Consider the following 23783-nt stretch of genomic DNA (forward strand, 5'->3'; position numbering starts at 1 on the left):
TACCTACACAATCTCTTTATTAAAATGTCCTCTTGTGTCGGTTTCCGGATTAAAGACCGCATGATTCATTGAGCCATCTAATTTGCCTGAGGCCATATGAATGACCTCTACAACCTGCTCTTTAGATTCAACGGTGAAGTTTAACCGGAGCGCCTCGATTCCTTTGAGGTTCGGCAGCTCATCTAGCAGATTAAGCGTCTTCCCATTAAGAATAGTCGCTGTACAATCCTCATGGGAAAGGATAGGGAACGTTCCTTGCTCATCTTTTAACTCATAGCTCTTCGTTCTGCATACTCTGCATTGATTCATTTTTCGCATCGGACAATATTTGGTGAACATCAAGGGAGCCTTGCCATACACAATCATTTCCAGCGCAGGAGAACCGTCATTTTCTTCAACATAAGCGTTCATTAAATCTTCAATTTGGCTCTTATTCATTTCATAAGATAAAGTGACCCGCTTGGCCCCTAATTTATATAGTTCATAGCAGCTAGTAGCATTAATAACGTTTAGAGAATAGTCCGTAACGAACGGATTGGTTCCTCGGTAGTGATGAATTCCGCCATATCCTCCGATCAGCAGCTGCCCTTCTTTTTCCTGATAATCATTCTGATTTCTTCTAACCACATTGTCAAAATAGATTTCCGTAATTCCACAGCTCACGCAAGCATCATACTGTTCCTGAGTCGTTACAGAAGCCGTGAGGTAGGGTTGTACAGGGGCAAAGCTTATTTTTTCTTTGGCTTCCACAGCCTTGGTTCTTTTCTGCTGGCTGTTAAGCTTTAGGTCATATAAGCCCTGGACAATATCTCTTCTTGCTGCATTTAACAGTTTGGCTGGAATAAACGCATTGCCTTCCTCATAATCGACCTGATTGAGTTCGAATATCGTATCATTTAATCTGGAGAATTGCTTGATGACCTGGTCTTTAGTGGTTGGATTATTTATGGCTTCGCCTAATATTTCCTCACTTTCATAGGAATAATTAAAGCCCAAGCCCTCCGCCTCTATGACAAGCTTTGAATCTGGATATGCATATACGCTAATATCTAGGTCAAACCGCTTAAATTCTTTTTCCAGTGAGGCTTCTAATTCCTTGTGGTAGAAATAATCCTTCGTTTTATAGACTATATCTCCCGCAGACATCTTTTCTTTGACTTTGATATAACAGACATCATCTGCTGTGTTGATTAAGTCGCCGTCTTTGTTGTATAGCTTGGCAACCGTCAAATTAATATCTTCATTGTCATGATTGATCCGGATGGTATCGTTTTGATTTAAGGTACGTGTAAGTGTGATTTCATACCTGTCCTTCTCAATCCTGCTAATGGTTCCAATCTCATAACCAAAGTGATTAGGTCTTGCGATGTTTGTAATATTCCTCCGGTCCTCGTGGAACAAATATCCTTTGGTAAAGGTCCGATTGAATGTCTTCTTCAGATTTTCTTTGTCTGCTTCGGTAATTTTATGATCTAAGGCCATACGATATTTGGAGACCACATTAGCCACATACGTCGGCACTTTCATCCGGCCTTCTATTTTTAAAGAATCGATTTCCTTTAGATCATGAATGTAATCGATGGTGTTCAAGTCCTTAGTGGATAAAATATAGCTTTTGCCTAAAGATGTACCTGTTGTCTGATCCATCAGATCGTATTCCTTACGGCAGGAACCCACACATCTTCCGCGATTTGCGCACCGAAAGCCGCTTAAGCCTGACATTAGACAGTTTCCCGAATAAGATACACATAATGCACCGTGAACGAAAATCTCTAAAGGGATGTCAGCTACTCTTTTGATTTCTTTGACTGTTTCAATCTTAACCTCACGGGACAGAACCACTCTTTTCGCACCAAGCTCTTTGAATAATAAAGTTCCGTCTACATCGTCAATTCCCATCTGAGTGGAACAATGTGCTTCCAGATCAGTAAAGTTTTTAACAATATAATCGAACGCCGTCAGGTCCTGGACGATAATGCCATCCACCCCGATTTCATTTAATTCGCGGATCTGCTCTTTCATCTCTTCCACTTCGTTCTCGAACACGATGGTATTCATGGCAACATAGATTTTAACGTCCCTCAGGTGCGCATACGTAACAGCCTCTTTTAACGTTTCCAAGTCAAAATTAGAGGAGTATGCGCGTGCACCAAATTTTTGCATGCCTAAGTATACTGCATCACAACCATTAGATATTGCAGCTTTCAAAGCTTCCAAATTGCCTGCTGGCGCTAATAATTCAGTCATAAATGATCCTTACCTCCTGCTTCAATAACCGCTCAAATTCAGCACCATTAATCATAAAATAAGAGCTGCAACTTAAGCTACGGCAAAAAGCACAAGCGAGTGGCTTGTGCATGATTCTTGCGGGGCTTATTTATTGAGCTGCCTGGTTAAGGGCGCTTAAGAATATCTCAACGGGCTGTGCGCCGGAAACTGCATATTTTCTGTCAATGACAAAGAAAGGGGCTCCTGTTATTCCTAACTGTTTGGCTGTGGCTTCATCTGAACGCACTTCGTTAGCATATTTGGATGGGTCCTGAAGAACTGCCATTGTCTCGTCCCTGTTCATTCCAACGGATTCTGCAATATCTGCTAATGTATCATGATCGCTAATCAGCTTGGCTTCCGTGTAATACGAATAGAACAGCTTCTCGGATAATTCCTTATCTTTACCAACCAATTTGGCATATTGGGTTAGACGATGAGCATCAAACGTATTGGTAGGCTTCATTCCGTCGAAATTATACACCAGACCCATCATCGCCGCTTGTTGCCCAAGCTTAGCATTTGCCTCTTTCGCTTGCTCGATACTCACACCATGTTTCTCAGAGGCCATTTGATGCATATTCTTGCCAGAGTACAATGATGCTTGCGGATTAAGTTCAAAGCTTCTATATTCAATCACCACTTCATTCTGATGAGCGAATTGCTCCAGTGCAGATTCTAACCGCCGTTTACCAATATAACAAAATGGACAAACATAATCCGACCATATCTCGATTTTCATTTCCAAGCCTCCTTTTTGGAGCTTATTTGTTGTAGACGATAGGCATTTTTCTAATCATATGGTTGTCACGGGTGGCAGCGTACATGATATTAGCAACATTTTCCCTGGAAACCGATAATTTAGCCGATTGATCTCCGAATGAATAGTCATAGGATTGCCCTTTGTGTTTAACATTGGGGTTAATAATTCGGACAACTGTCCAATCAAGGTTCGATTGTTTAATAATCCCTTCCATTTTCTTCATCTCTGCATAACCGTTTGGAAGGAAAACTTTGGCCATCACACCTGGAAGTATCGTCGACATGTTTTTCTTATCGTCATCTGATTGCAAAGCCGGCGTTGCAAGTGTAATTAACCTTGTTTTGTTATGTTTCTTCATAGCCCTAATCATCAGTTCATGTCCGTCTGCAATCGGCGTCCCTTTAAGCTTTCGTGACATATCGGATGCCGGCCCTAGTGGCTGATTACAACATCTGATTTAGCAACAGCCTCTTCAATGGTTGAAGCATTCGAAAGTTCCCCTTGTACAAAGCTCAATTTGGGATGTTTGAGGCTGATTTTGTGGGGGTTTCTAACATATGCCGTAACGAAATCTCCGTGATCCAGAGCTAATCGTGTTAGCAGCTGTCCGATTGCACCACTTGCACCAAAAATGGTGATATTCATATTCACACGCGGTCTTCAGTTATAAATTCTTCTACTCTGTCTCTTTTGGTGTACATGTCGTACCAAATATCAGCGATTTTGTCTTGAACTCCTGAATTCGGCTGCATCCAGATTCCGATCGAAAGGTGACCCGCGTACACGCCTTTGTCCGCTAATTCGCTGTTCAAATTAAAGATATAATTACGAAGTCCTGAAATCGCAATTCCGACATTACCCATCATCGGTACCGGGTGGATCGCAGCGCCTCCAGTAGTAAATAATAAGGCACCGCTTTGCTTAGCCAGCATTTCCGGCAGCACTTGCCGGACACTCGATAATGCACCTAAAACATTAAATTGATATTGGTATAACGCATTTTCTTCTGTTACATCTAATGTTGGCGCTACGGTGTTGATGCTCGGCGTGGGGCTGTATTCAAGAACATCAATAAACCCGTATTTCTCTTTAACAGCGGCGAAGGCACTCTCGATTTCTTGTTTATTTAATATGTCTGCTTGGAATGGAGCCGCTTCAATTCCCAATTGTTCTAATTCAATAACCAGCTGCTTCAGCTTATCTTCATTTCGGGCAATAAGAGCTACGCGAAAGCCGTTTTGTCCGAATTTCTTCGCAATAGACATTCCTAAACCTGCTCCTGCTCCAACAATAGCTATAGTTTTCATTTCATATCTCCCTTTCAATTTGAATTAATGGTCAATAAGATAAATAATGGTCAATGTGTTGTATATTTATCTTGTGTTTATTATGATTAATATAAGGTCAGCATTCAATATTTAATATTTCTGGTTTTGAGAGATAAAATGCAAATCCAGCTCAAATGTCGTATATCTAACAAAAAAAATTAAAGGAATGAGTCCTGATGAACAAAAAAACTGATTTGCGTATCATTCGCTCCAAGCATTCGATCAAAAAGGCGTTTATAGAGCTTCTTACGGAAAAGGGATACGAAGGAATTACGATTCAAGATATTGCCGATAAAGCGATGATTAACCGGAATACCTTTTACCTTCATTATCAGAACAAACCCGACTTGTTAAATGCATCTATGGACGAGTTAATCGAAGAACTAAAGAGTACACTCAAGCAATGCTCAAGCAGCAAAACTCCGTTAAGCGGTTCTATGCTTGAGCAACTAATGCAAACCATCCTGGAGAAAATCCAGGACAATATCCCCTTTTACAAAGCATTGTTAGTGGATGAGAATAGAATTTATGGTTTTCAGTCAAAAATGGAGGAAATTATAAAAAATACAGTGGAGGATGGTTTGGATGATGCCCCATTGAAGATTTCAAAGGAATTATTACTCCAATATATCGCATCTACTTTTATGGGCATTGTGGTATGGTGGGTTAAAAATGATTTTTCCTATACCCCAAAGGAACTCGCTTCTCAATTTGGTAAAATTCTAACTCAAGGACATTTTAAAGCCGCAGGTATTCCAGTCAATGATTAAGTGAAGAAATTTGATCAGTTATTTTACCTTTGAAAAAAGTCCAATGGGATTAACCTCTCTACGTATATTGAGGTTTACCATTGGACTATATTCAAGTCATACAGAGAGACTAAGAGTTAAGAACTTTTTTTGACCATTAGGTCCAACTTATCAACATAAGGAGTGAGCGCCTCCAGTAACTCCTGTTGATCTTGTATCTCTTCTGTCGACAGCCGATCCATATGAACACTTCCATCTGAATCAGTTACCATGGAATCATAGCTTTTCAACTTATTTATTATTGGTTCAAGCTCACTATACTCTTGTTCAGTGAGCCTCTGTTCAGCTTTTTCGAGCAAGCTATCCCAGAAAGCGCTACGTTCTGCGCCAGATACCTTTGCCTTGGGATTTTTTAATTCGTTCATTTTCTTGAAATACGGTTCAAGCTCCACCAGTAATTTCTTGTATGCCTTCTGCTCTTCTGCATCAAGCTGTTCTATGTGAAACGCTCCTTTGGAATCTGCAGCGAGCAGATTATAATCGCCTAATTCCTTCAATAAGGACATTGCCCTGGAATATTCTTTTTCGCTGAAATTCTGCTTCAAACTTTGCAGCTTGGTCTCCAACTCCTCATATTTCTGCGGGGTTAGGCCAATCCTTGCCGCTGCTTCTTTTGAACCATACACACTATCCGCCAAATAATGATATCCTGCAAATGCTCCAGTAGGAATTAATAAAGTAGCTGCCAAAATGCCTGCTACAATCCACTTCTTTTTCATTCGTCTTCCTCCTTGTCCGGTCACAGTCTGATTTAGTATTCTCTCCTTCAGTTCCGGTGGGGCATTTAAACTTCTTGCCTTTTCCTGCAGAACTGTTCGCAACTCTTCATTGAAATTCATGCAGATCCTCCACCTTTCCCTTAAAAAGAGTTTGATTCTCCGGTTTCTGACGAAGCTTGTTCAGTGCAGCATGAATTCGGGATTTCACAGTACCCAGAGGGATCCCAAGAACTGCGGCACTTTCTTCCTGTGATAATTCATTTAAATAGTGCAGAATAATCACCTGCTTCAGCTTATACGGAAGACTTTCTACGCTGGTAAGCAAGGAATGGTTAGAGATCTTGTCCACAACACTACTTGTAAATTCAGGCTCCATCACCAGATTGGCCTGCTCTGCCTTTTTGAGAATTCGGAGATGCGTCCATCTCTTTCTTCGGTAGGCATGAATTTGGCGCATTACTATTCCCATAAGCCAAGGTCTAAAGGGACGGCTGATGTCAAAACGTTCAAGAGATCTGCGCATTTGAATATAAATCTCCTGAACGATATCATCCACCTCAGAAGCATCCCGAACGAGGAAATGAACGGTTTGATATACATCCCTAATTGTAGCTTCATATAGCTCACTAAATGCTTCACGACTGCCGGCTAGCGTAAGCGATATGAGACGAGAATATTCATCTGGATGCTCCATCCATAACCCCTCCTTCGGACTTACACTATATATTGGTGAATAAAGAATATTTCGTTCGATTTTTTTCAGAAAAATACGAACCAGATTCTAATAGAGCTAAAATAGTGATCACTGTGATGCAAGTTTAAGGGCCATCCTCGGAGGATGACCCTTGACGTTAGCTTATTTCTTATTCATATGTTCCCAATATGGGGAATTGCCCAATCGTTTAATACCTGTAGCACCGTCAGACCTTTGCCATAGCTCCAAACAGGAAATAAGTTACTGTTTGTTCGATATTACGTTATCAAGAAATTGATCTGCATCGCCATTAAACTTCCAATTAATACCGAATTTATCAATTAGCGTTCCAAAGCACGAAGACCACGGATAATTGGATAACAGCATGGTGACATGCCCACCAAGGGACAAAGCATTAAAGTATTGTTCCAATTTTTGCTTATCATCGAAGACTAGACTGATCAGAATATTATTCCCTTTCACCAGCTCGCCTGTCACCGCCTTCATGGAAGGCAAAATGTCAGACATCATAATTTTCCCGCCTGCGAATTCGATGGAAGACTCCATGATCATATTTAACTCATTTTCTGGCATTGGGTAGTTTGGATCTTGCGGGATATCGCCGAATCTTACTTTTTTTACTTCAGTTGCGTGTAAAGCCTCCGAATAAAATCCAAGCACTTGTTCTGTATTTCCATCAAAGTTTAAATATGCAATAGCTGACATACAACATAACCTCCTTCTTGTTATAAATGTAGTATAGTTCATAAGAGGTGACAGCAGTATGTCACCGTTTCATGCTGAAGTCAATTAGACTATAATCGTCAGGTAAAGGAGTGAAGATTAAATGATAAAATCATTTTTAATGTTGGGCCAATCTAATATGGCAGGCCGTGGATTCTTGCATGAAGTTGACCCTATATATAATGAAAAAATAAAAATGCTGCGTAATGGACAGTGGCAGATGATGACAGAGCCGATCAATTATGACCGTCCGGTTTCCGGTGTAAGCCTGGCGGCGTCTTTCGCCGATGCCTGGTCGAGAGCCAATTCTGATGATGAAATTGGTTTGATTCCCTGTGCAGAAGGTGGCAGCTCGTTGAATGATTGGCATCCGGAGGGCATCCTTTTTCAGCATGCTTTGTCTGAAGCCCGCTTTGCCTTGCGGTCCAGTCAAATCTGCGGAATTCTTTGGCACCAGGGAGAGAGCGACAGTTATCATTTGCTGCATGAAACCTATTACGAGAAATTAACCCTGATCATCGAGACCCTTAGAAACGAATTGAATCTTGATGAGGTGCCGTTAATCATTGGCGGACTTGGTGATTTCCTTGGGAAGACGGGTTTTGGACAGCAAGCGACAGAGTATATACAGATCAATGAACAACTGCAGCGCTTCGCTAACGAACAGCCAAATTGTTATTTTGTAACGGCAGCAGAGTTGACCGCGAATCCTGATGGCATTCACATAAACGCGGTTTCGCAACGCAAATTCGGCTACCGCTATTTCGAAGCTTTTTCGAACAAGTGTCATGTCTTGGAGCCCCTCCGGGGAGAGGAGCAATCGCTGAAAGTGGAGCGCGACTATTCGAAAACAGAACAGATCTACCTTCATAGCATGGATTTGGCTTTGGGTAAAATTACTTACGCCGAATTCGAGGCGCAGATGGTGAAGGTTATGCAGGTCTGATCCCTTTTGCTTAACGGATCTATCGGCGAAAACAAAGGGCGGCCTGGAAGGCCGCCACTGTTTTTTATACTATGAATAGATAGGCTTGATTCATAATGATTCTTTATAGTAATTCCTTCAGTACATTTTTTGCCACACGTACCTTACAACTGAATAATACCCACCTCAAACGATTCTGCAATCTTATGTAAATTCAATAAAGAAACGTTCTTCTCCCCACGTTCAATCTGCCCTATGTATGAAAAATGAAACCCGCCGATCTCCCCAAGCGCCTCCTGCGACAGGCCCCCCCCGCTCTTTCCGCAGAGCACGACTTGGAGGATATTAAAGCATTTGGAGACAAAGTCTTATCGTGTACTCTGAACTAATGTTAGCCGAAGCTGGTTTATCAGGGTTTGCGGGAGCGATATTTATCTGGTCTCCTGCAGGATGGCTTATTGCGGGAGGAGGCCTGGCAGTTCTTGCAGGTGTAACTATTAATGAATTTAATACTGCAAAGAAGGATATGCAAAAGGCGTACATTTACATCACCCAACTTTAAAATTCACTAGTAAGGTTTGATCCCTATGTATTTAAAGATATTTATAGTGATTGGTATTGCCTGGCTTATGTTTTATAGCATATACTCAGCCTACAAAAAAGACCGTAACCCTCAAAACACATCTTTGAGTTTTATAATTACTTTTACATTGTTTGGTGTGTCTCTTTTACTGGCAGATAAAACAGATTATTCTTATATATTGGTGCTAATCAGCATAGCTATCCTTATTCATAATATCAGTATTTTTTTCGGCAGACGGAGAAAGAAGTAAGCGAATAGCAGGGTTGCAAAAGGGAGATTAACAGTTCGTAGCTGCTAATCTCCCTTTTTGTAACCATCATTAATACGTTATCCAAAAGGGTGTGATTTCACAACCCCGTGTCATTGACATCCACTACCGGAAATTCTCCACATACTCCTGCAGAAAAGCTTCCAGCTTGCGCGGCTCTCTGCCGAGCAGGCGCCTCACCGTGTCATTTGGACTTTCTGGAACCACCCTGGACATGGTTTGAATCTCCACAACGTGGTTCGCCAGCCAAGGAGGCATATGCCCATTCTCGATAAGATTACGGAGTAGTTCTTCGGGTTCCATATTGATGTAACTTATTGGCCGATGGAGCAGGGCGGACAGCCGGGCTGCGATCTGAGGATAGCTGAAAATCTCTGAACCCGTAAGCGTATATATTTGGCCTGTGACCTCAGGGTTAGTTAGAGCTTCTGCGGCAACGTCTGCGATATCGCGGCAGTCAATGAAGTTACACGGTGAATGGCCCATGGAGCCGAAGAAAACATTTTGGGTTGTAATCGTTGGTGCAAAGCGCATTAGGTTTTGCATGAATGCGTACGGGCGTAACACGGTATGGGTGAGACCTGATTCCCTCAGCACTTGCTCGATTTCTTGATGCCAGCCCGCCACTGCTACTGGAGAGCTCTGCTCAAAGGCTGGGCTGGATATTTTCACGATGTGCTCGATTCCAGATTGGCCTGCAATCTGAATGATTGAAGTTTCCAGTTCAATTTGTCTTGGACTGTTGGACATGGCGAGGAAGAGCTGGCTGGCACCTGTACATGCGCGGCGCAGCGATTCGGGGTCAGCAGCATCTGCCCATACGACCTCGATAGCAGATCGGCCCTTCTCTCCGATCTGCTTACGCAACTTCTCCGGCTCTCTGCTCAGAGCCCTGACGGGCACGCCAAGATCAGCCAAACGTTCCACCAGCGCACTGCCTATCGTACCTGTTGCTCCCACAATAACTATCATTTTTTTCTTCTCCTTTTGGATGTCAAATGGGTGGTAACGGCGAGACGCCACCGCCATGTCACTATCGTGCTTGCTATGAATCCGGACAACGGGAAATCGGTCCAGACGCGATCGGCCCAGGCCAAGTGATGGCCCGGCATCATAAGTTCCAGTACAGCAGATGTCACCCATGCCGCGCATAGGCCATACAAGGAACCGGCTATTGCGAATCCTCCTACCACAACCAAGTGAGGTGCACCTGTGACCCATCGCATATGACCCACCCGGCTGCGCAATATAAGGCCAATCATCAAGGCCATCAAAGCTGATGCACCGCCGATTGTGGTCAATGCTCCGATTTGAAGCCCCCTATCAGCAGTAACCAATCCCCCAATACCTGCCATGATGGCAGGAGCAGCATAGGCCATTACAACTTCACGCCATAGTGCAAAGGGCTTTTTTCTGGAATCCACCGTCTTGATACCATAAGCATCATCTGGCGGATTCGGGTATTTCATCTGGTTCATTTCGTTGCCCCCTTCTGATCAATCCATTTGAGTACTTTCAGCGAGATATAATTAGGTTCCTAACTATATAGGAGTAAAAAGAGGCTAGCATTACTAGCCCATTCTACTCATTACTGATGTTTCATTTTGGTTTCGAGCCTGGTTCGTCCATAAGGACAGAGATGCCTTGTGTAACCCGGCCCAGCAAGTCGAGGAATACGCTGCGCTCGTCTATACTGAGTAAGCCCACCGTGGCCTCCAGCCAAGCGAAATGCTCAGGAGCCATTTCACGTAGCTTCTTCGCTCCTTCTTCCGTCAAAATAACCGATTTCTGGCGGCCATCTTTTGAGCTTAACCGTCTAGATACTAGGCCATCCCGTTCAAGAATGTCGATCAGACCAGTCACTGTAGCACGTGTAACGCCTAGATGCTCTGCTAATTGCGAAGGCAACTCTTCTCCTTCGTAATCTTCGAGATCTGCCAATACACGATATCGGCCTGTTGATAAGCCGAATCTGGAGAAATGAATCTCCGAGGCCTGACCAAGCTGGGCTCCCGCTGCCATTAGCCTAGACGCGACGAGTATAGCCTGTGCGTCTATGTCCAGGTTATAGCGGTCAATCTGACGCTGGGATTGTACAAGGGAGGGAATAGCCTCCATGTCATTTATTTTTCTATTGTTGTTCATACATGTAGTATGGCACCTAATTACTTTCGTGTCAACATTTCACGGCCTTATTTTTACGCAATAGGAGTACCATTAGGCAATTCAGTATCCGGCTTTAATAGAATAACATCTCCTTTTTCCGGAACTCCTCCCAAAACTAACACCTCCGATTTGAATCCCGCAATGCGCCGGGGAGGAAAATTAACGATTCCTATAATTTGCTTCCCTACAACATCCCCAGCCTTGTAACGCTTAGTGATTTGGGCACTTGAGGATTTCATACCGATTTCGGGTCCGAAATCAATCTTAAGCTTTATCGCATGGACCTTTGCTTCTGCAAAAAACTCCGCTTCCTTAATCGTTCCGACACGAATATCCAGTACCGCAAAATCATCGATCGTTGCCAAGCGTTTTGCCTCCTCCACCAAAGTCTTTAACCGCTCAGGAAAATATCTCTCACACTTCTGGACGGAACGGTTGCAGGAGTCGAATCCCTTCCTCAATAGATCCCTCCATCAGTTCTAAAAGCTGGGGAACCAGTTCCTGCATCCGGGGGGCGTTCAGGTGCCGTTCGAGAGCATCCCGGTTATCCCAGCGCTCGTAAATGATAAATGTGCCAGGCTGGCCTTCCACCTCATGAGCCTCGTAGTCAATGTTTCCCGGGTCGTTGCGCGACGGAGTGACAGCAGCAGTCATAAATGCCTTCATCTCGGCTTCTCTCCCCGCCTTAGCTCTGGCCTCCCAGAGTACAGTAACGTAATGGTTCCTTGTATCGTTCATACTAATTCCTCCTAATTTATAGTAGATGATTCAAACTGTTTTTGTGACATCACCCATTCTCCCCTTACTGCAATTTCATCTGGCTGCGCAGCATCCGGTCGAGGAGCTTGTCTGGAAGAATACGGACCAGTCGGGTCAGCAGTGCCGAATCGCGACCGACCGTGTAACGGGTACGCGGCTTACTTACGTGAATTGCTTGTGATACTACTGCTGCTACCTTCTCAGGGCGGATACCGTCCTTTGCCCATGCTTCAGCCTGAGCCTTCACGGCATCAAAAAGACGGTCATGGCGCCTGTGCTGGTCCGGCGTCATTAACTTGGCCAGCCGCTCCGCTGTCGTAATCCCTTGCTCCGACAGGCCAGTGCTGACACCCCCCGGTGTGATCATGATCACCTTCAATCCAAACGAGGACATCTCCCTGCGCAGACTGTCATTGATTGCTTCCATAGCATACTTAGCAGCCGAATAAATTCCGAAGCCGGGCATGGAGACCTTGCCCCCAAGCGAACCGATATTGACCACGCGCCCGCCGCTGTTCAGCAAGGCGGGGGTAAGCGCCTGAATAACCGCGACCTGTCCAATCACACTGACTTCGATCTGGCGGCGAAATTCGTCGAGCGGAACCATCTCAAGAGGTGCGTTAACGGCAATACCGGCATTGTTGACCACTGCCCGCAAAGGGCGACCAAGCGGATCTTTCTCCACCCGTTCGGCCAGTGCCTTTAGTGTGCCGGTATTGGTAACATCAACGATCACCGGCTCGATATTTGTGCGTTTGATTGTGTCGGCGTCTTCCTGACGACGAACCCCCGCCAAAACGTAAAATCCTTCAGCGGCGAGCCTCTCTGCGGTAGCTCTACCGATGCCGCTGGACGTACCTGTGACGACGACCAGTTCTTGGGTTTTGAATGGCATAGTAACCCTCCTAAATTTGATGAGATACGGACCACGGTATAGCACCGCTATAGAAATATTATAGCACCGCTATACGGCATTGTCTATAGCGGTGCTATACCTTTTCTCCAAACATAAAAAAGATCGCCATCCTCCTGGAGGTCCAGGTTGGATAGGCGATCTTTCTTATGCCGCTGCTAGATTGGGGCTTTGCCCGGAATCTCCAGGCTCTGTCATCGGATTCCTCATCTTGAATCGGCATCCGGCCCTTGGATCAAAATGATCTGCATTATACTGTCCCGAATGAGATCAATGACGCCGGTTTCGGGTGGGGGTCCCTTACGAGTCTGGGCCGTCACATACAGCCAAGAGGCCGTATTGGCGGAAGCCCAGACCAGATCTGCCGCAGCCTGGGCTGGCACAGCCAGTTTGCCTTCGGCGGCGGTTCTCTGAATATTGTTCACCAGGGCTTGGTACGACTGATCTGCCGCTTCGATATGGGCGCCCTCGAGCAACCGCCCCATCATCGCCGCATAAATCCGAGGACGGGCTGCCGCGAAGCGGACATAGTCATCCCATCCTTGACGAAGAGCCATCTCTGGAATGGTGGACTCCACAGCGGTAATCTTGCTTTTAAATAACTGTTGGAACGCTTCCACTATAGCTGCGCTCAGGAGTCCATCGGCATTGCCGAAATGGTGGTAGAGTGTAGGCGCCGTAACCTGTGCGATCTTAGTTACGGCTCGCGTCGAAAAGTGGGCTCCGCCCTCCTCTTCGAGTACCTTAAGAGCAGCTGCTAATATTTTGTCATATGTGTTCATACCGCCATTATAGCAGTGCTATATTCAAATGTCCATGACGAAGGATTCCACCAGGCCGGATGTGAATCTGTCTATACGGTGTGGGGGGTCCCCTCACTCGGAAATGCAACACCCGTTAATTCCTCACTCAGCGACCACAGGCGCTTGGCCTGTACGGGATCGATTGCCCACGGCAGCACCCCATAAGGTGAGGCGCTATCCTGAACAGCAACGGCAATGTTGCAATCCTCGCAGTACACGCCGCCCAAGCCAGCCAATTCACCGCTTAATGCACACCATACCGGCGTCGCGGCTCCCTGCTGGTTAGTTTTGAATTCATCGCCAACATGATGGGGCTTCAACTGTTTAAACAGGTTGAGTACACTGGTAACACGGAATAACCGTAAGATTCGGGGTAGTATTTTCATCATGCCTGTTGCCAGCCCGGAAGCGTGTTCACTCATGGAGCTGCTGCCAAGATTGGTGGAGGGAACCAGACCGGGATGGGCTGCATACGCTCTGACACCGTAGTCTCTGCCTAACCGGTCAAGCTCTACGGCAAACAATACATTGGCTGACTTGGACTGAGCATACGCGCGCTTCGGATCATATTCAGTTCTGAAGAAATGGGGATCATCAAAAAGAACACCGCCCCAGCGCTGCGCTCTTGAAGAGACCGCAACCACACGCGCTCCTTCCGCTTTTACCAAAGCGGGCCAAAGTCTGGCAGTCAGTTGGAAATGGCCGAGATGATTTGTGACAAATTGGGATTCAAAGCCACGCGGGTCTCTTTGAAGCGGAGGCGCCATGATGCCGGCATCGTTAATAAGCAGGTGCAGTTTTTTACCGGTAGCCAGAAACTGCTCTGCAAAAAAATCGATAGAATCGGGTTTCATCAAATCCATTACACCGATTTTCACATTAGGAATCCCCTTCAATGCCGCCTGGGCTTTGAGAAGATTGCGTACTGGAACGAGCACCTCCGCTCCGGCCTTTGCCAGTGCCTTCGTTATTTCGAGGCCCACACCGGAATATCCTCCAGTCACAATTGCATTTTTTCCTCTCAAATTATAATGGCCGGCAATTTGCCGGGCAGTTGTTTTCGCTCCGAATTTCGATTGTATCGGCTCCTGCTTGGTTGAGGATTCCATTATTTCATTCTCCCTTCAAGTCTCGATGCGGTTAGTTCTCCTCTCTAATCACGCGGCGGATGCGGCTTAAGGAGACAGGCGAAATTCCCAGATAAGAGGCAATATGGGCTTGGTTTACCTTTTTTTCTATTTGCGGGTGTTCTTTCTTCAAATCCATATACCGCTCTGTGGCTGTTTTTGTGACAAGACTGGTTTCCCGCAGTATTTTTCGCTTCAATGCTTCTTCAAGCATGTGGATATATGCCATCATTAAACCTGGATTATTCTGAATTTGCTCCCTAAGCACAGCCCGGTTCAGTTCAACCGCCACACACGCCTCCAACGCCTCGAAGCTGCATACATGAGGCTTGTCGGTCGTCACAAAATCCATACCGTAGGTATTGCCCTCAAAAACAAACATATGTGTCACATCATTGCCGTCCGCATCCAAATAAAATCCGCGCAGAATGCCCGACAACAGGAGATAGCCCTTATTCTCAAGATAGAGTAGCTCGCCTTTGCCATAATGAAGCGTTTTCTTGACTTCTACAAGCTTCTCCAAGGTATCGCTGCTGATGTAGCTTTTGTAACGGTTCAGTATCTTCTCCATTATTGAGTTATATTTATCATCCATCTGCTCTGCTCCTTTTTCTTCTTATTGCAATTGTAGCCTGTATGAGGTAAGACCTTATTAACATATGTTTATTTCTTATAAATAAAAGATGGATACAGCTGTTCAGGCTAATTCATTAATAACATAAGACGGTTTTTATGTAGTATCAGCCCTTCAAGAATTGCAACAAGGCATGGTTAAATTCCTTAGCGTGGGTAGCATTGAATCCGTGGGTGATCTCCACAGAAACGATCGTATCAGCATCACCGTCAACACCCCGGAAAAATGGATATTGAGTATTTTCATGAATACTGACTTATAGTCTTCTCCAGCAACTCTCTGACGGATTCCTGCAACTCCCTTGGAGAGACCACCTTCACTTCCGGTCCGTAGGCAAGCAGCTTCTGCGCTGTGAACGGGAACTCTTTCACAGGAATACAGCCGCGCCATTCCCTGTCCAGAACTGAAGCGAATAACCGGTCCGACTCCGCCAGCCTTACACCCATATCCGTAAAATGTAATATGACTTCGGTGCTATCCCTGGTCTCCCCGGCCTTCATCCATGCTGCGAGCGTTGGAAGTGACTCCTCTATTCGGTGAGGCCCTTCCTCCAGCTGCTCCATCCGATCGACCCGATACAGGCGAATCTCACCCTGCTTGCTGGCGGGCATATACCAATACCCTTGTTCATAATAGATCCCGAGCGGATAGACCTGCACATTCTTCTTGCCGCTGCGGGAATGATAAGCAAATGTAATCTCTCTCTTCTCCACGGCTGCACCTAACACCTGGGTCGTTAACGGAGCTGGGCGTATCGAAGAGTGCTGAAGAACAGCAAGATGCTGCTTCGAACGACTAATCAGATCCCGCACATCATCCGGCAATCCCGAATAATACTGATCTGCCAGTTGAGCCCGGATGATTCCATAGGGAAAGTCCGGAATATGCTCCAAATATTCAATCATCAGGAACAATCCCAACGCTTCGTGCTGTGTTAATTGAAGGGGTGGCAAAATCCGGTTCGGCAGCACCCGGTACCCCCCGTGGATGCCTACCTCCGAATACAGAGGAACCCCCATCTGCTGCAGATAATCCAGATCGCGCTGGATCGTCCTTAGCGATACTCCGAATCGTTCTGCCAGCTGGCGGGCCGTAAATTTGGTCCTTGAATCCAATGTCCGCATAATTTCCAGTCTTCGATTAATCAATGGCTTCACCTAACTACGTCATATTTTGTCATAGTTCAAGTGTATCATTGAATCTAGAAGGGAGCGATTAACAATGTCAAAACATAAAGTTGTGCTGTACATCGCTATGAGTCTGGATGGTTACATTGCAAGGCCCGATGGCTCTGTCGACTGGTTGTATGAGATCGAAGGAAATGGAGGGGATAACGGGTATAGTGAATTCTATGGAACAGTAGGAAGCGTAGTGATGGGGCGAAATACTTATGAAGAGGTGCTGAAGCTAGCCGATGAATTCCCCTATGCAGATAAACCGGCTTTTGTCCTTACGCGTTCCGGGCAACCGCCTGCGCCACATGTTGTTTTTACAGGAGAATCCATTGACCGGCTTATCCCCCGGTTACAACAAACCTCAGAAGGCAAGGTCTGGATTGTAGGCGGTGGATTGCTTGTCCAGAGCGTCCTGAAGCTTCAATTGCTGGATGAGCTCCGAATTGCGCTTATTCCCACCATTCTGGGAGAAGGCATTCCCTTATTCCCTGCCGGAACAGTGCCAGAGAATCTAACCTTAACCCATACCGAGCGAATGGGTCAGATCGTGATGCTTCATTATCAAACACGATACGGTTCACCGCAATAGCTGAAGAAGAAAGTTTAACAGCCATTCCCAACGGGAATGGCTGTTCCTTCAATCTTGCAGAAGATTTCTTCTCACCCCTCCACCCAAGTGACCAAATCCTCCGCTGGCTTGCGGGGTCTGGGCTTGGGAACATGCTCCTTGTTGATGTAATCTACGTGCAAGGTGCCTATCAGACATTCTTCAGGGGAAATGCCAACCTGGCTGGTAAAAACGTTCTCCCGGTTGTACTCGTTCGTTTTCCACACAAAACCAATCCCTTGTTCCCAGGCCAGGAGCTGCAAATTCTGGATAAACGCAGCGGCGGCAAGCATCGCTTCCTTCATTTTCCACGGATCACGTTCTTTACGGATCAACAGCGAAAATAAAGGGCACCTCTTTGGGGTGCCCTCAAGTTATATTGCAACAAAGAATTCTACTATATTCCTTATAGAGTAGTCTCTTATTTCTCAATCTTTAAGTTATTTTCTAAAGCGTACACAACCTTCGGATCTTTAATCCAATAATGAATAACCCCATTATTTTGATTTGTCTTTTCGACGAGTCCTATGCGTTCCATACCAATAACATAGTTCTGAGTAGAACCACCTGTTCCGACCATCCTGTCCAACTGACTTCTAGTGAAGTTAGCATCCTCTAGTTTTAACAAGTGAGAGATATATGAATAAAATTCCATTGAATTTGCTCGTGTATTCTGTTTCCTAGGATAATATTCGTAATAATTAATATTTTTGCTTCTATCTCTTGAGTAAACTCATTAGAAAAGAGTCCTCTAAAACCACTGATTTTCCCGTTAGAGTAAGTATATATTCGTTTGTTTAAAGCTCATTCTAAATCTATTCTGGACCATCCTAGTGTCGGGAAGTAATGCTTTTGGGTTCTGACATGCTCCAACAAATAGTTAAAAGGTGTTGTCCAAATTGATACAACAATTTGAATTTTGTCATTAAGTAACAGTTTATTATCTGTCAAAAGGGGCTGTCTAAAACAAGCCATTTCGTGGCATTTTGGGAAAGACCCATTAACTTCTTATAATATCATACCGTGTGTTGCGAGTTTGCAGGTCTCCGCTTGCAATAAATACTGGTAGAGCAAATCTGTTTTGCTCATTTCCGCCTGCCGCTGTGTCTGACTGGCCTTATCCAATTCACTCAGCGATAACCTGCCTTTTGAATATAGCTGGCTCGCGTCCTCTGCAAGCTGGGCAGCGTCTTGTTCCTCATCTATTGCATCCTGCAGTCGATAGTATAACTCAGTCAGCTTCGCCTTCTGATCAGCCCATTTATTCTCCAGCCTAGACCATATGGCATCTCTTTGACTAACAGCATTCGACCAAAGCACCGTATAGTAGTGCTTCAACTCCGTTCCAGGGTCTGTTAGACTGTTCAGATTATCCTTGGCAAACTTTATCTTCGCATCCGCTTCTTGAATTTCATAATTGCGAGATAAGTCTAGAGTCTGCTCGTAATCAGTTAATTGGGGAGTTGCAATTGTAATATTCTCAATCTCAATTGAGGTATGCAGGTCCAGCTTTAACTCTCGTGCCAACTGCCCCAACTGTGTTTTATAGCCTCTAACCTGAGAATCCAGCTTACTTTGCTGAATACGCTGTTGCCTTTGCACCTCATCCCACTCACTCTTGGATGTCCTTCCGGTACGAAACAGGATCTGGGCATCCGAAGCTAGTGTGCTGGAGTGAGCATACATATTTTGTTGATACGCTATTTGGGATGATAGAGCCGCTAATTGAATATATTGCTGACTAACGGCATAGATTACAAGTTGTTGTGTCTTCATGAGAGCAAGTTCTGCCAGTTCGTTATCATAGACCAAACTTCTAAGTTGAGCCTCATAGGTTTGCAGTTGCTTGTCTTTCAACTGCTCATTATAGCTAGTTTGCATTTGGGACTGGAGCCCGATCCACTGATTAATCGAACTATTAATGGCGATTTGAAGTCCAATTGCTTGAAGAATCTGTTGCTGTTCCTCTTCACCTAACTGATTGAATTCCGGGATTTGCTGTAAAAAATCAGTTGTGTTCACTGGAAAAAGACCCAAATTCACAGAAACGCTTTTAGACTCCAGTTCCTTTTTCTCCGAAGCTATATAAGCAGTATTAGCGCTGCTCTCCGTAATCTTACCCTTAGCCTGCTGGATATCATCAATGTTTGTAAGAGCTAGTTGAACAGCTTCCTCCATCGAAAGCTTCCTTACAGAAGACACAGAAGATGACGAAATTGTACCATCTGCATAAGCAGATGGTACCCAAAGGACCAACCATATTCCTAGATATATAAAGATTAATTGATTTTTTTTTAAGAATCCCATCCCTGAACCCTCTCTATTCCTTGAGATTGATCTTCTCCAGTACAAAGTCGAGAATGCGTTTGGAGTCGGTGATAATATAAGCCTCAGCGCTCATTCCCAAGCGGATCTCACCCTGTTCTCCTCGGCGATTGACTAAGTTTTTGCCGGATAATGCTGCCTCCACTAGATAATAGCTACGGCCGTCCTGCTGAACGACAGAATCGCTGGCAATAGAGGTAACGGTTCCGGTCAGGGAGCCATAACTCTGCTTGGGAAACGCAGCAAAATTAAAGTGGACCTTGTCACCGAGCTTGATCTGTCCTGCTTCGGAATTAGGAACAGCCAAACTCATTTTATACATGGATTCGTTAGCGGGAATGACTGCAAGCAAGGCTTCTCCCGTCTGGACTACATCTCCTACATTGACTTCTTTAAGAATGTTCAGCGTGCCGTCAATAGGGGCAGAGAGACTACGGTTACTTTTCTCCAGCTTCAGTTGCTGAATGTTGTTTTGCAGTAACTTCGCGTTGGCCTGCTCCTCTTCGATTGAGCTGCCTATCTGAACAATCCGGTCTGCCTTCAATTTGTTCAGGGCTGTCTGTTCCACAGATCGTCCAAGTTCTTTACTGTTCTCCAAATCCTCAAGTTCTTGGATCAGCTTGTCCTGCTGCAATCGGGTTCCTTCCGCTTCTGAGTATCTGGCAGACGCTTGCCGGATCAGTGTTTCCAGATCGGTTTGCAGCTCTTTCAGCTGAACGTCCGCATCCGATACATTAGCGGAAATACCCGAAAGAGTCTCTTCTCTGAACTGCTCAACCTGAGAGGCCGACGTATCGGCCTCTCTCCGCGCATTTTCAAGCTCCACCTGCGATACAAGCCTTTCGCCGAGTTCCTCCAAACTATGATAATCCGCTTCCTTTTCCTCAGCTACTTTCTTTAACTGTCCGTACTTGGTCTCGTAAGCCGCATATTGTTGACTGTGTTTGCTCTCGACGGAAGCTGGCATGCTTCGATTCTCAGCTACAGAATACTGAAGAAGCTTCTCCTGCTCAAGCTCGGTTTGAAGCAATCCGAGCTTGCGTTTTATATCGACTTGTTGCTCTGTAAGCTTGGATTGATGGACCTCCAGATCGTTCTTTAGCAACGCCTGTGAACCCATATTGTCATGAATGGCCGAGGCGATTTCTTGTGATGATGCAGACTGGCTCTGTTGAATCCGCTGATTTTCCAGCAAAAATTGCTCTACCTCATCATAATAAACCACTTCGTCCGGCAGAGTCTTCGAGAAATCGTTATGAAGTGAGGCTACACTATTCCGGTACCTCTTGAGCAGTGATAGCCTGCGGTTGCTTTTCTCCAGTTGCCCGGTTTGAGAAGCCAATTGAAGATCCAGATCCTTGGTGTCCATCGCTATCAGCTCTGTACCTTTTTGTACGGTCATTCCTTCTCTGACTTTAACATCGGTGACTTTCCCCATTGATGAAGTCTGCACAGTACTGACCTTCTCGTTAGGCCGAACTATTGCCGCCGCCTTGGACGTTGTGTCAATCTCTCCATAATAGGACCAGATGGCTGCCGCACCTAGCAACACTAGCAAAAGGAGCAAAAATCCTGATATAAAGCGATGTGTCTTAGCTTCAAGCAGTTCACGGCTATCCGTCATTTCACTTAATTCAGTTAACTTAATCTGCACCATTTATCGTTCACCCGGTCTTCCCGCATATGCAAATTGCTCCTCATCCTCAGGCAGTTGATCCTTCCAAAGACTGTAGTATTTCCCCCTTTGGTTCTGTAACTGCCGGTGACTTCCGGATTCGATGACATGCCCCTTCTCCATGACGTAAATCCGGTCGCATCGCATAATTGTGCTCAGCCTGTGGGCGATAATAACCATACTTATATCTTCCAGACAGTTAATTGTGTCCGAGACGGCTCGTTCTGTGGTAGAGTCCAGATTACTCGTAGCCTCATCCAGTATTAGAATATCCGGCTTCCGCAGCAGCGCTCTGGCAATTGCCAGCCGCTGTCTCTGGCCTCCCGACAGATTAGCACCGTTCTCTTCCAGCATGGTTTGATACCGAAGCGGTAATTGATTAACAAAATCATGTGCCTGAGCCATTTGACATGCTGCTACAATTTCCTCCAATGTATAATCTGCTGCAGCTCCCAGACATAAGTTCTCACGGATGGTTCCACTAAAGAAGAAGGTCTCCTGAGAGATGTAAGAGATACGATCCCGCAGACTGTCTAAATGAATATCTTTAATATTATAGTTTCCAATGAGAATATCGCCCTTCTCATGCGAATAGAACTGCATCAACAGCTTGATGAGAGTGGTCTTGCCTGACCCGCTCTCGCCGACCAAAGCTATCTTTTCCCCTTGATTAATCGTCAAATGAATATCATCTAGAACCATAGCACGGGTTCCATAGCGAAAAGAGACTCCTCTAAAGTCAATATCTCCTTTTAAAGCCGCAGGCCGCATCTTTTGCTCCTCATTCTCCTGTTTCTCCGCTTCAAGGTCCAGAATCTCGCTCAATCGGTCGGCTGCTACCATCGCCGTTTGAATAGTCGGTTGCAAATTGATTAAATTCTGAATCGGTTCCAAAAAGTAAGCAAGCAATGAATTGTAAGCGAGCAATTGTCCAATGGAGAGATTACCCTTAATGACTTGAATGGCGCCAACCCAAAGAATGATAACACCGCCAATTAACTGAACAGTGGCCTTGAGCGAACCCTGAATATTATTAAAAATCCCCAACCGGAAAACCGATTTCAACAAGCTTACAAATTTACGTTCTGTCTCAAATCCTGATTGCCCTTCGGCACGGTATGCCTTTACCGTCTCTATGCCTTCTATTGATTCTACAATATAAGAGGTCAGCTGCGCGTTCTTCTCCATCTGTTCACGGTTCAGCCGATCAAAAGGCTTATGAAATCCCCATACCAGTAGGATATAAAACGGAATCATTAATAAAGTGACACCGAATAATAAATTGCTTTGAGTATAGAGAATGGCTCCGCCGGCAATTACCATGATTGTATCAATCATTACGGTGAGCGTCGCGCTGGAGATCGCATCCCGAACCTTGGATGTATCCATCAGCCTTGAAATAATTTCACCGGTTTTACGTGTACCGAAAAAACTCATCGGCAGCTTCAGGACATGATGATAGTAACCGAGGATCAAGGAAATATCGAGCTTTTGGCTCAGCGTTAAAAGAATATGGTTCCGAAAGGCACTCAAAATCACTTTAAATATGTAAAGTACAATTACTCCAATAGAAACAATATGTAGGGTCTTGGTGAGGCTATATGGGAGAATTTCGTCTATAAGTAGCTGAAAATAAAATGCTGATAGAATCCCCAAGATAGTAAAGAGCATGGATGACAAAAATATACCGCCCAACATTCGCCGCTGCGGTATCAATAGACCAAAAAAGCGGGAAAACAATCCCTTTGTTTGATCTCCTCTTTTAAATTGGGGAGTTGGTACCATTAGTATGAGAACGCCGGTCCACATTTGAAAAAACTCATCAGGCTTGAGTCTGACTATGCCCTTACTCGGATCGGCCAGTATTATCTCTTTTCGGGTAACCTTGTGAATAACTACATAGTGTAGGAGTATACCATCAACCACCACATGAGCAATTGCTGGTAGAGGATATTCACCAAAAAAGGATTCCTGATTTCCTTTAACGGCCTTAACAGTAAAACCAAGCTGCTCGGCAGCTTTAACCAAACCGTAGGCACTTGTCCCCTGATTATCAGTGCCCGCTGCTTCACGCACTCTGGAAATCGGAATTTTCAAACCGTACTGCTTGCATATAGTCGCCAGACAGGCCGCGCCGCAGTCTTTGATATCATGTTGTTTAACGCAGATCAGTTTTTTAAACAGATAAACCCCCGCCTAGAGCAATAATATAATTTTTTTGTGTAACCGGACTAATGTGTCATTGAACCTTTTCCGCTATTTGGATGCGGACAAACATGCTAACTTAGGCATAGACAAAAAAGAAGTTCATCTTTTTATTTCCAGGAAAATTTAAAAACCAGAAATCACTACAGAACATATTCTTCTCGTGAAGCTTGAGTTGCCGGCATACGCTAGTTTAGCTTTAATCTATAAATGAGCAAATTCACTTCCAGTAAACTGTAAAACGAAAAGAAAATAGAGACAAAGTGCTTTCCTTGTATTAAAAAGTAGTCAAC

The 23783-nt window shown here is 44.9% G+C and carries 25 protein-coding genes and 1 pseudogene; 3 read left to right on the plus strand and 23 right to left on the minus strand.

The genetic code is table 11. From position 1 onward, the window contains the following. Positions 1–3: 3 nt before the first annotated feature. The 5 genes from NSS83_RS19265 to NSS83_RS19285 all read right to left on the minus strand — a co-directional run bounded on the left by NSS83_RS19265 (position 4) and on the right by NSS83_RS19285 (position 4338). Entirely contained in the window at positions 4–2247 is a 2244-nt protein-coding gene (locus tag NSS83_RS19265; RefSeq protein ID WP_341346295.1) for a U32 family peptidase, read from the minus strand. A gap of 130 nt (positions 2248–2377) precedes the next feature. Continuing rightward, complete coding sequence (locus tag NSS83_RS19270) at positions 2378–3010, minus strand: DsbA family oxidoreductase (RefSeq protein WP_341346296.1); 633 nt, start codon at positions 3008–3010, stop codon at positions 2378–2380. 22 nt (positions 3011–3032) lie between these two features. Next, positions 3033–3449 carry an NAD(P)H-binding protein gene (locus NSS83_RS19275; RefSeq protein ID WP_341346297.1) on the minus strand — a complete coding sequence of 139 codons (417 nt, stop codon included), beginning with the start codon at positions 3447–3449 and terminating at the stop codon, positions 3033–3035. 14 nt (positions 3450–3463) lie between these two features. Then, positions 3464–3676, minus strand: coding sequence for an NAD(P)H-binding protein (locus NSS83_RS19280; RefSeq protein ID WP_341346298.1), 213 nt, complete (start codon positions 3674–3676; stop codon positions 3464–3466). Between the two features lie 2 nt (positions 3677–3678). Beyond that, a complete protein-coding gene (locus NSS83_RS19285) occupies positions 3679–4338 on the minus strand; it encodes an SDR family oxidoreductase (protein ID WP_341346299.1) in 660 nt (219 codons plus the stop codon). Positions 4339–4535: 197 nt separating this feature from the next. On the opposite strand from NSS83_RS19285, the gene NSS83_RS19290 reads away from it, so the two are divergent. Further along, positions 4536–5129, plus strand: coding sequence for a TetR/AcrR family transcriptional regulator (locus NSS83_RS19290; protein WP_341346300.1), 594 nt, complete (start codon positions 4536–4538; stop codon positions 5127–5129). 116 nt (positions 5130–5245) lie between these two features. On the opposite strand, the gene NSS83_RS19295 is transcribed toward NSS83_RS19290, so the two are convergent. The 3 genes from NSS83_RS19295 to NSS83_RS19305 form a co-directional block, all read right to left on the minus strand. Continuing rightward, on the minus strand, positions 5246–6007 hold the full coding sequence (locus tag NSS83_RS19295) for a DUF3600 domain-containing protein (RefSeq protein ID WP_341346301.1): 762 nt from the start codon (positions 6005–6007) through the stop codon (positions 5246–5248). Then, on the minus strand, positions 5994–6581 hold the full coding sequence (locus tag NSS83_RS19300; RefSeq protein WP_341346302.1) for a sigma-70 family RNA polymerase sigma factor: 588 nt from the start codon (positions 6579–6581) through the stop codon (positions 5994–5996). Before NSS83_RS19300 ends, NSS83_RS19295 begins: the two co-directional genes overlap by 14 nt. A gap of 261 nt (positions 6582–6842) precedes the next feature. Beyond that, positions 6843–7307: a VOC family protein gene (locus NSS83_RS19305; protein WP_341346303.1), complete on the minus strand. Its 465-nt coding sequence runs from the start codon at positions 7305–7307 to the stop codon at positions 6843–6845. Positions 7308–7428: 121 nt separating this feature from the next. On the opposite strand from NSS83_RS19305, the gene NSS83_RS19310 reads away from it, so the two are divergent. Then, the gene (locus NSS83_RS19310) at positions 7429–8271 is read left to right on the plus strand and encodes a sialate O-acetylesterase (RefSeq protein WP_341346304.1); all 843 of its coding nucleotides are present in this window, start codon (positions 7429–7431) and stop codon (positions 8269–8271) included. A 146-nt stretch (positions 8272–8417) separates the two neighbouring features. Here the strand turns inward: NSS83_RS19310 and NSS83_RS19315 are convergent. The 11 genes and pseudogenes from NSS83_RS19315 to NSS83_RS19365 all read right to left on the minus strand — a co-directional run. Next, positions 8418–8577: pseudogene (locus NSS83_RS19315) on the minus strand (helix-turn-helix transcriptional regulator); the annotation flags it as partial. Positions 8578–9206: 629 nt separating this feature from the next. Beyond that, positions 9207–10073, minus strand: coding sequence for an SDR family oxidoreductase (locus NSS83_RS19320; protein ID WP_341183237.1), 867 nt, complete (start codon positions 10071–10073; stop codon positions 9207–9209). After that, entirely contained in the window at positions 10070–10579 is a 510-nt protein-coding gene (locus tag NSS83_RS19325; protein WP_341183236.1) for a hypothetical protein, read from the minus strand. The genes NSS83_RS19320 and NSS83_RS19325 overlap by 4 nt, the downstream gene beginning before the upstream one ends. A gap of 121 nt (positions 10580–10700) precedes the next feature. After that, the gene (locus NSS83_RS19330; protein WP_341346305.1) at positions 10701–11246 is read right to left on the minus strand and encodes a MarR family transcriptional regulator; all 546 of its coding nucleotides are present in this window, start codon (positions 11244–11246) and stop codon (positions 10701–10703) included. 53 nt (positions 11247–11299) lie between these two features. Then, positions 11300–11632: a chaperone CsaA gene (csaA, locus tag NSS83_RS19335; protein WP_341183234.1), complete on the minus strand. Its 333-nt coding sequence runs from the start codon at positions 11630–11632 to the stop codon at positions 11300–11302. Positions 11633–11681: 49 nt separating this feature from the next. Then, positions 11682–12005: a putative quinol monooxygenase gene (locus tag NSS83_RS19340; protein WP_341183233.1), complete on the minus strand. Its 324-nt coding sequence runs from the start codon at positions 12003–12005 to the stop codon at positions 11682–11684. 64 nt (positions 12006–12069) lie between these two features. Then, entirely contained in the window at positions 12070–12921 is an 852-nt protein-coding gene (locus tag NSS83_RS19345; protein WP_341346306.1) for an SDR family NAD(P)-dependent oxidoreductase, read from the minus strand. Between the two features lie 224 nt (positions 12922–13145). Continuing rightward, on the minus strand, positions 13146–13721 hold the full coding sequence (locus NSS83_RS19350; protein ID WP_341346307.1) for a TetR/AcrR family transcriptional regulator: 576 nt from the start codon (positions 13719–13721) through the stop codon (positions 13146–13148). Between the two features lie 71 nt (positions 13722–13792). Beyond that, on the minus strand, positions 13793–14851 hold the full coding sequence (locus tag NSS83_RS19355; RefSeq protein ID WP_341346308.1) for an SDR family NAD(P)-dependent oxidoreductase: 1059 nt from the start codon (positions 14849–14851) through the stop codon (positions 13793–13795). Positions 14852–14882: 31 nt separating this feature from the next. Then, entirely contained in the window at positions 14883–15464 is a 582-nt protein-coding gene (locus NSS83_RS19360) for a Crp/Fnr family transcriptional regulator (RefSeq protein WP_341346309.1), read from the minus strand. 281 nt (positions 15465–15745) lie between these two features. Then, positions 15746–16651, minus strand: a complete 906-nt coding sequence (locus NSS83_RS19365) for a YafY family protein (protein ID WP_341346310.1) — start codon at positions 16649–16651, stop codon at positions 15746–15748. Positions 16652–16724: 73 nt separating this feature from the next. On the opposite strand from NSS83_RS19365, the gene NSS83_RS19370 reads away from it, so the two are divergent. Then, positions 16725–17267 carry a dihydrofolate reductase family protein gene (locus tag NSS83_RS19370; RefSeq protein WP_341183227.1) on the plus strand — a complete coding sequence of 181 codons (543 nt, stop codon included), beginning with the start codon at positions 16725–16727 and terminating at the stop codon, positions 17265–17267. 71 nt (positions 17268–17338) lie between these two features. Here the strand turns inward: NSS83_RS19370 and NSS83_RS19375 are convergent, their stop codons facing one another. The 4 genes from NSS83_RS19375 to NSS83_RS19390 form a co-directional block, all read right to left on the minus strand. Then, the gene (locus NSS83_RS19375) at positions 17339–17620 is read right to left on the minus strand and encodes a nitroreductase family protein (protein ID WP_341183226.1); all 282 of its coding nucleotides are present in this window, start codon (positions 17618–17620) and stop codon (positions 17339–17341) included. A gap of 673 nt (positions 17621–18293) precedes the next feature. Next, the gene (locus NSS83_RS19380; protein WP_341346311.1) at positions 18294–19592 is read right to left on the minus strand and encodes a hypothetical protein; all 1299 of its coding nucleotides are present in this window, start codon (positions 19590–19592) and stop codon (positions 18294–18296) included. A 13-nt stretch (positions 19593–19605) separates the two neighbouring features. Next, entirely contained in the window at positions 19606–21267 is a 1662-nt protein-coding gene (locus tag NSS83_RS19385; protein WP_341183224.1) for an HlyD family efflux transporter periplasmic adaptor subunit, read from the minus strand. Continuing rightward, on the minus strand, positions 21268–23469 hold the full coding sequence (locus tag NSS83_RS19390; RefSeq protein WP_341348747.1) for a peptidase domain-containing ABC transporter: 2202 nt from the start codon (positions 23467–23469) through the stop codon (positions 21268–21270). Positions 23470–23783 lie beyond the last annotated feature (314 nt).

The sequence above is a fragment of the Paenibacillus sp. FSL H3-0469 genome (assembly GCF_038051945.1).
Lineage (GTDB): Bacteria > Bacillota > Bacilli > Paenibacillales > Paenibacillaceae > Paenibacillus_AQ.

Excerpts from the sequence above, each read along its gene's own strand:
- NSS83_RS19265 (WP_341346295.1), bottom strand. The coding sequence starts at position 2,247 with ATGACTGAATTATTAGCGCCAGCAGGCAATTTGGAAGCTTTGAAAGCT.
- NSS83_RS19270 (WP_341346296.1), bottom strand. The coding sequence starts at position 3,010 with ATGAAAATCGAGATATGGTCGGATTATGTTTGTCCATTTTGTTATATT.
- NSS83_RS19275 (WP_341346297.1), bottom strand. The coding sequence starts at position 3,449 with ATGTCACGAAAGCTTAAAGGGACGCCGATTGCAGACGGACATGAACTG.
- NSS83_RS19280 (WP_341346298.1), bottom strand. The coding sequence starts at position 3,676 with ATGAATATCACCATTTTTGGTGCAAGTGGTGCAATCGGACAGCTGCTA.
- NSS83_RS19285 (WP_341346299.1), bottom strand. The coding sequence starts at position 4,338 with ATGAAAACTATAGCTATTGTTGGAGCAGGAGCAGGTTTAGGAATGTCT.
- NSS83_RS19290 (WP_341346300.1), top strand. The coding sequence starts at position 4,536 with ATGAACAAAAAAACTGATTTGCGTATCATTCGCTCCAAGCATTCGATC.
- NSS83_RS19295 (WP_341346301.1), bottom strand. The coding sequence starts at position 6,007 with ATGAATTTCAATGAAGAGTTGCGAACAGTTCTGCAGGAAAAGGCAAGA.
- NSS83_RS19300 (WP_341346302.1), bottom strand. The coding sequence starts at position 6,581 with ATGGAGCATCCAGATGAATATTCTCGTCTCATATCGCTTACGCTAGCC.
- NSS83_RS19305 (WP_341346303.1), bottom strand. The coding sequence starts at position 7,307 with ATGTCAGCTATTGCATATTTAAACTTTGATGGAAATACAGAACAAGTG.
- NSS83_RS19310 (WP_341346304.1), top strand. The coding sequence starts at position 7,429 with ATGATAAAATCATTTTTAATGTTGGGCCAATCTAATATGGCAGGCCGT.
- NSS83_RS19320 (WP_341183237.1), bottom strand. The coding sequence starts at position 10,073 with ATGATAGTTATTGTGGGAGCAACAGGTACGATAGGCAGTGCGCTGGTG.
- NSS83_RS19325 (WP_341183236.1), bottom strand. The coding sequence starts at position 10,579 with ATGAACCAGATGAAATACCCGAATCCGCCAGATGATGCTTATGGTATC.
- NSS83_RS19330 (WP_341346305.1), bottom strand. The coding sequence starts at position 11,246 with ATGAACAACAATAGAAAAATAAATGACATGGAGGCTATTCCCTCCCTT.
- NSS83_RS19340 (WP_341183233.1), bottom strand. The coding sequence starts at position 12,005 with ATGAACGATACAAGGAACCATTACGTTACTGTACTCTGGGAGGCCAGA.
- NSS83_RS19345 (WP_341346306.1), bottom strand. The coding sequence starts at position 12,921 with ATGCCATTCAAAACCCAAGAACTGGTCGTCGTCACAGGTACGTCCAGC.
- NSS83_RS19350 (WP_341346307.1), bottom strand. The coding sequence starts at position 13,721 with ATGAACACATATGACAAAATATTAGCAGCTGCTCTTAAGGTACTCGAA.
- NSS83_RS19355 (WP_341346308.1), bottom strand. The coding sequence starts at position 14,851 with ATGGAATCCTCAACCAAGCAGGAGCCGATACAATCGAAATTCGGAGCG.
- NSS83_RS19360 (WP_341346309.1), bottom strand. The coding sequence starts at position 15,464 with ATGGATGATAAATATAACTCAATAATGGAGAAGATACTGAACCGTTAC.
- NSS83_RS19370 (WP_341183227.1), top strand. The coding sequence starts at position 16,725 with ATGTCAAAACATAAAGTTGTGCTGTACATCGCTATGAGTCTGGATGGT.
- NSS83_RS19380 (WP_341346311.1), bottom strand. The coding sequence starts at position 19,592 with ATGGGATTCTTAAAAAAAAATCAATTAATCTTTATATATCTAGGAATA.
- NSS83_RS19385 (WP_341183224.1), bottom strand. The coding sequence starts at position 21,267 with ATGGTGCAGATTAAGTTAACTGAATTAAGTGAAATGACGGATAGCCGT.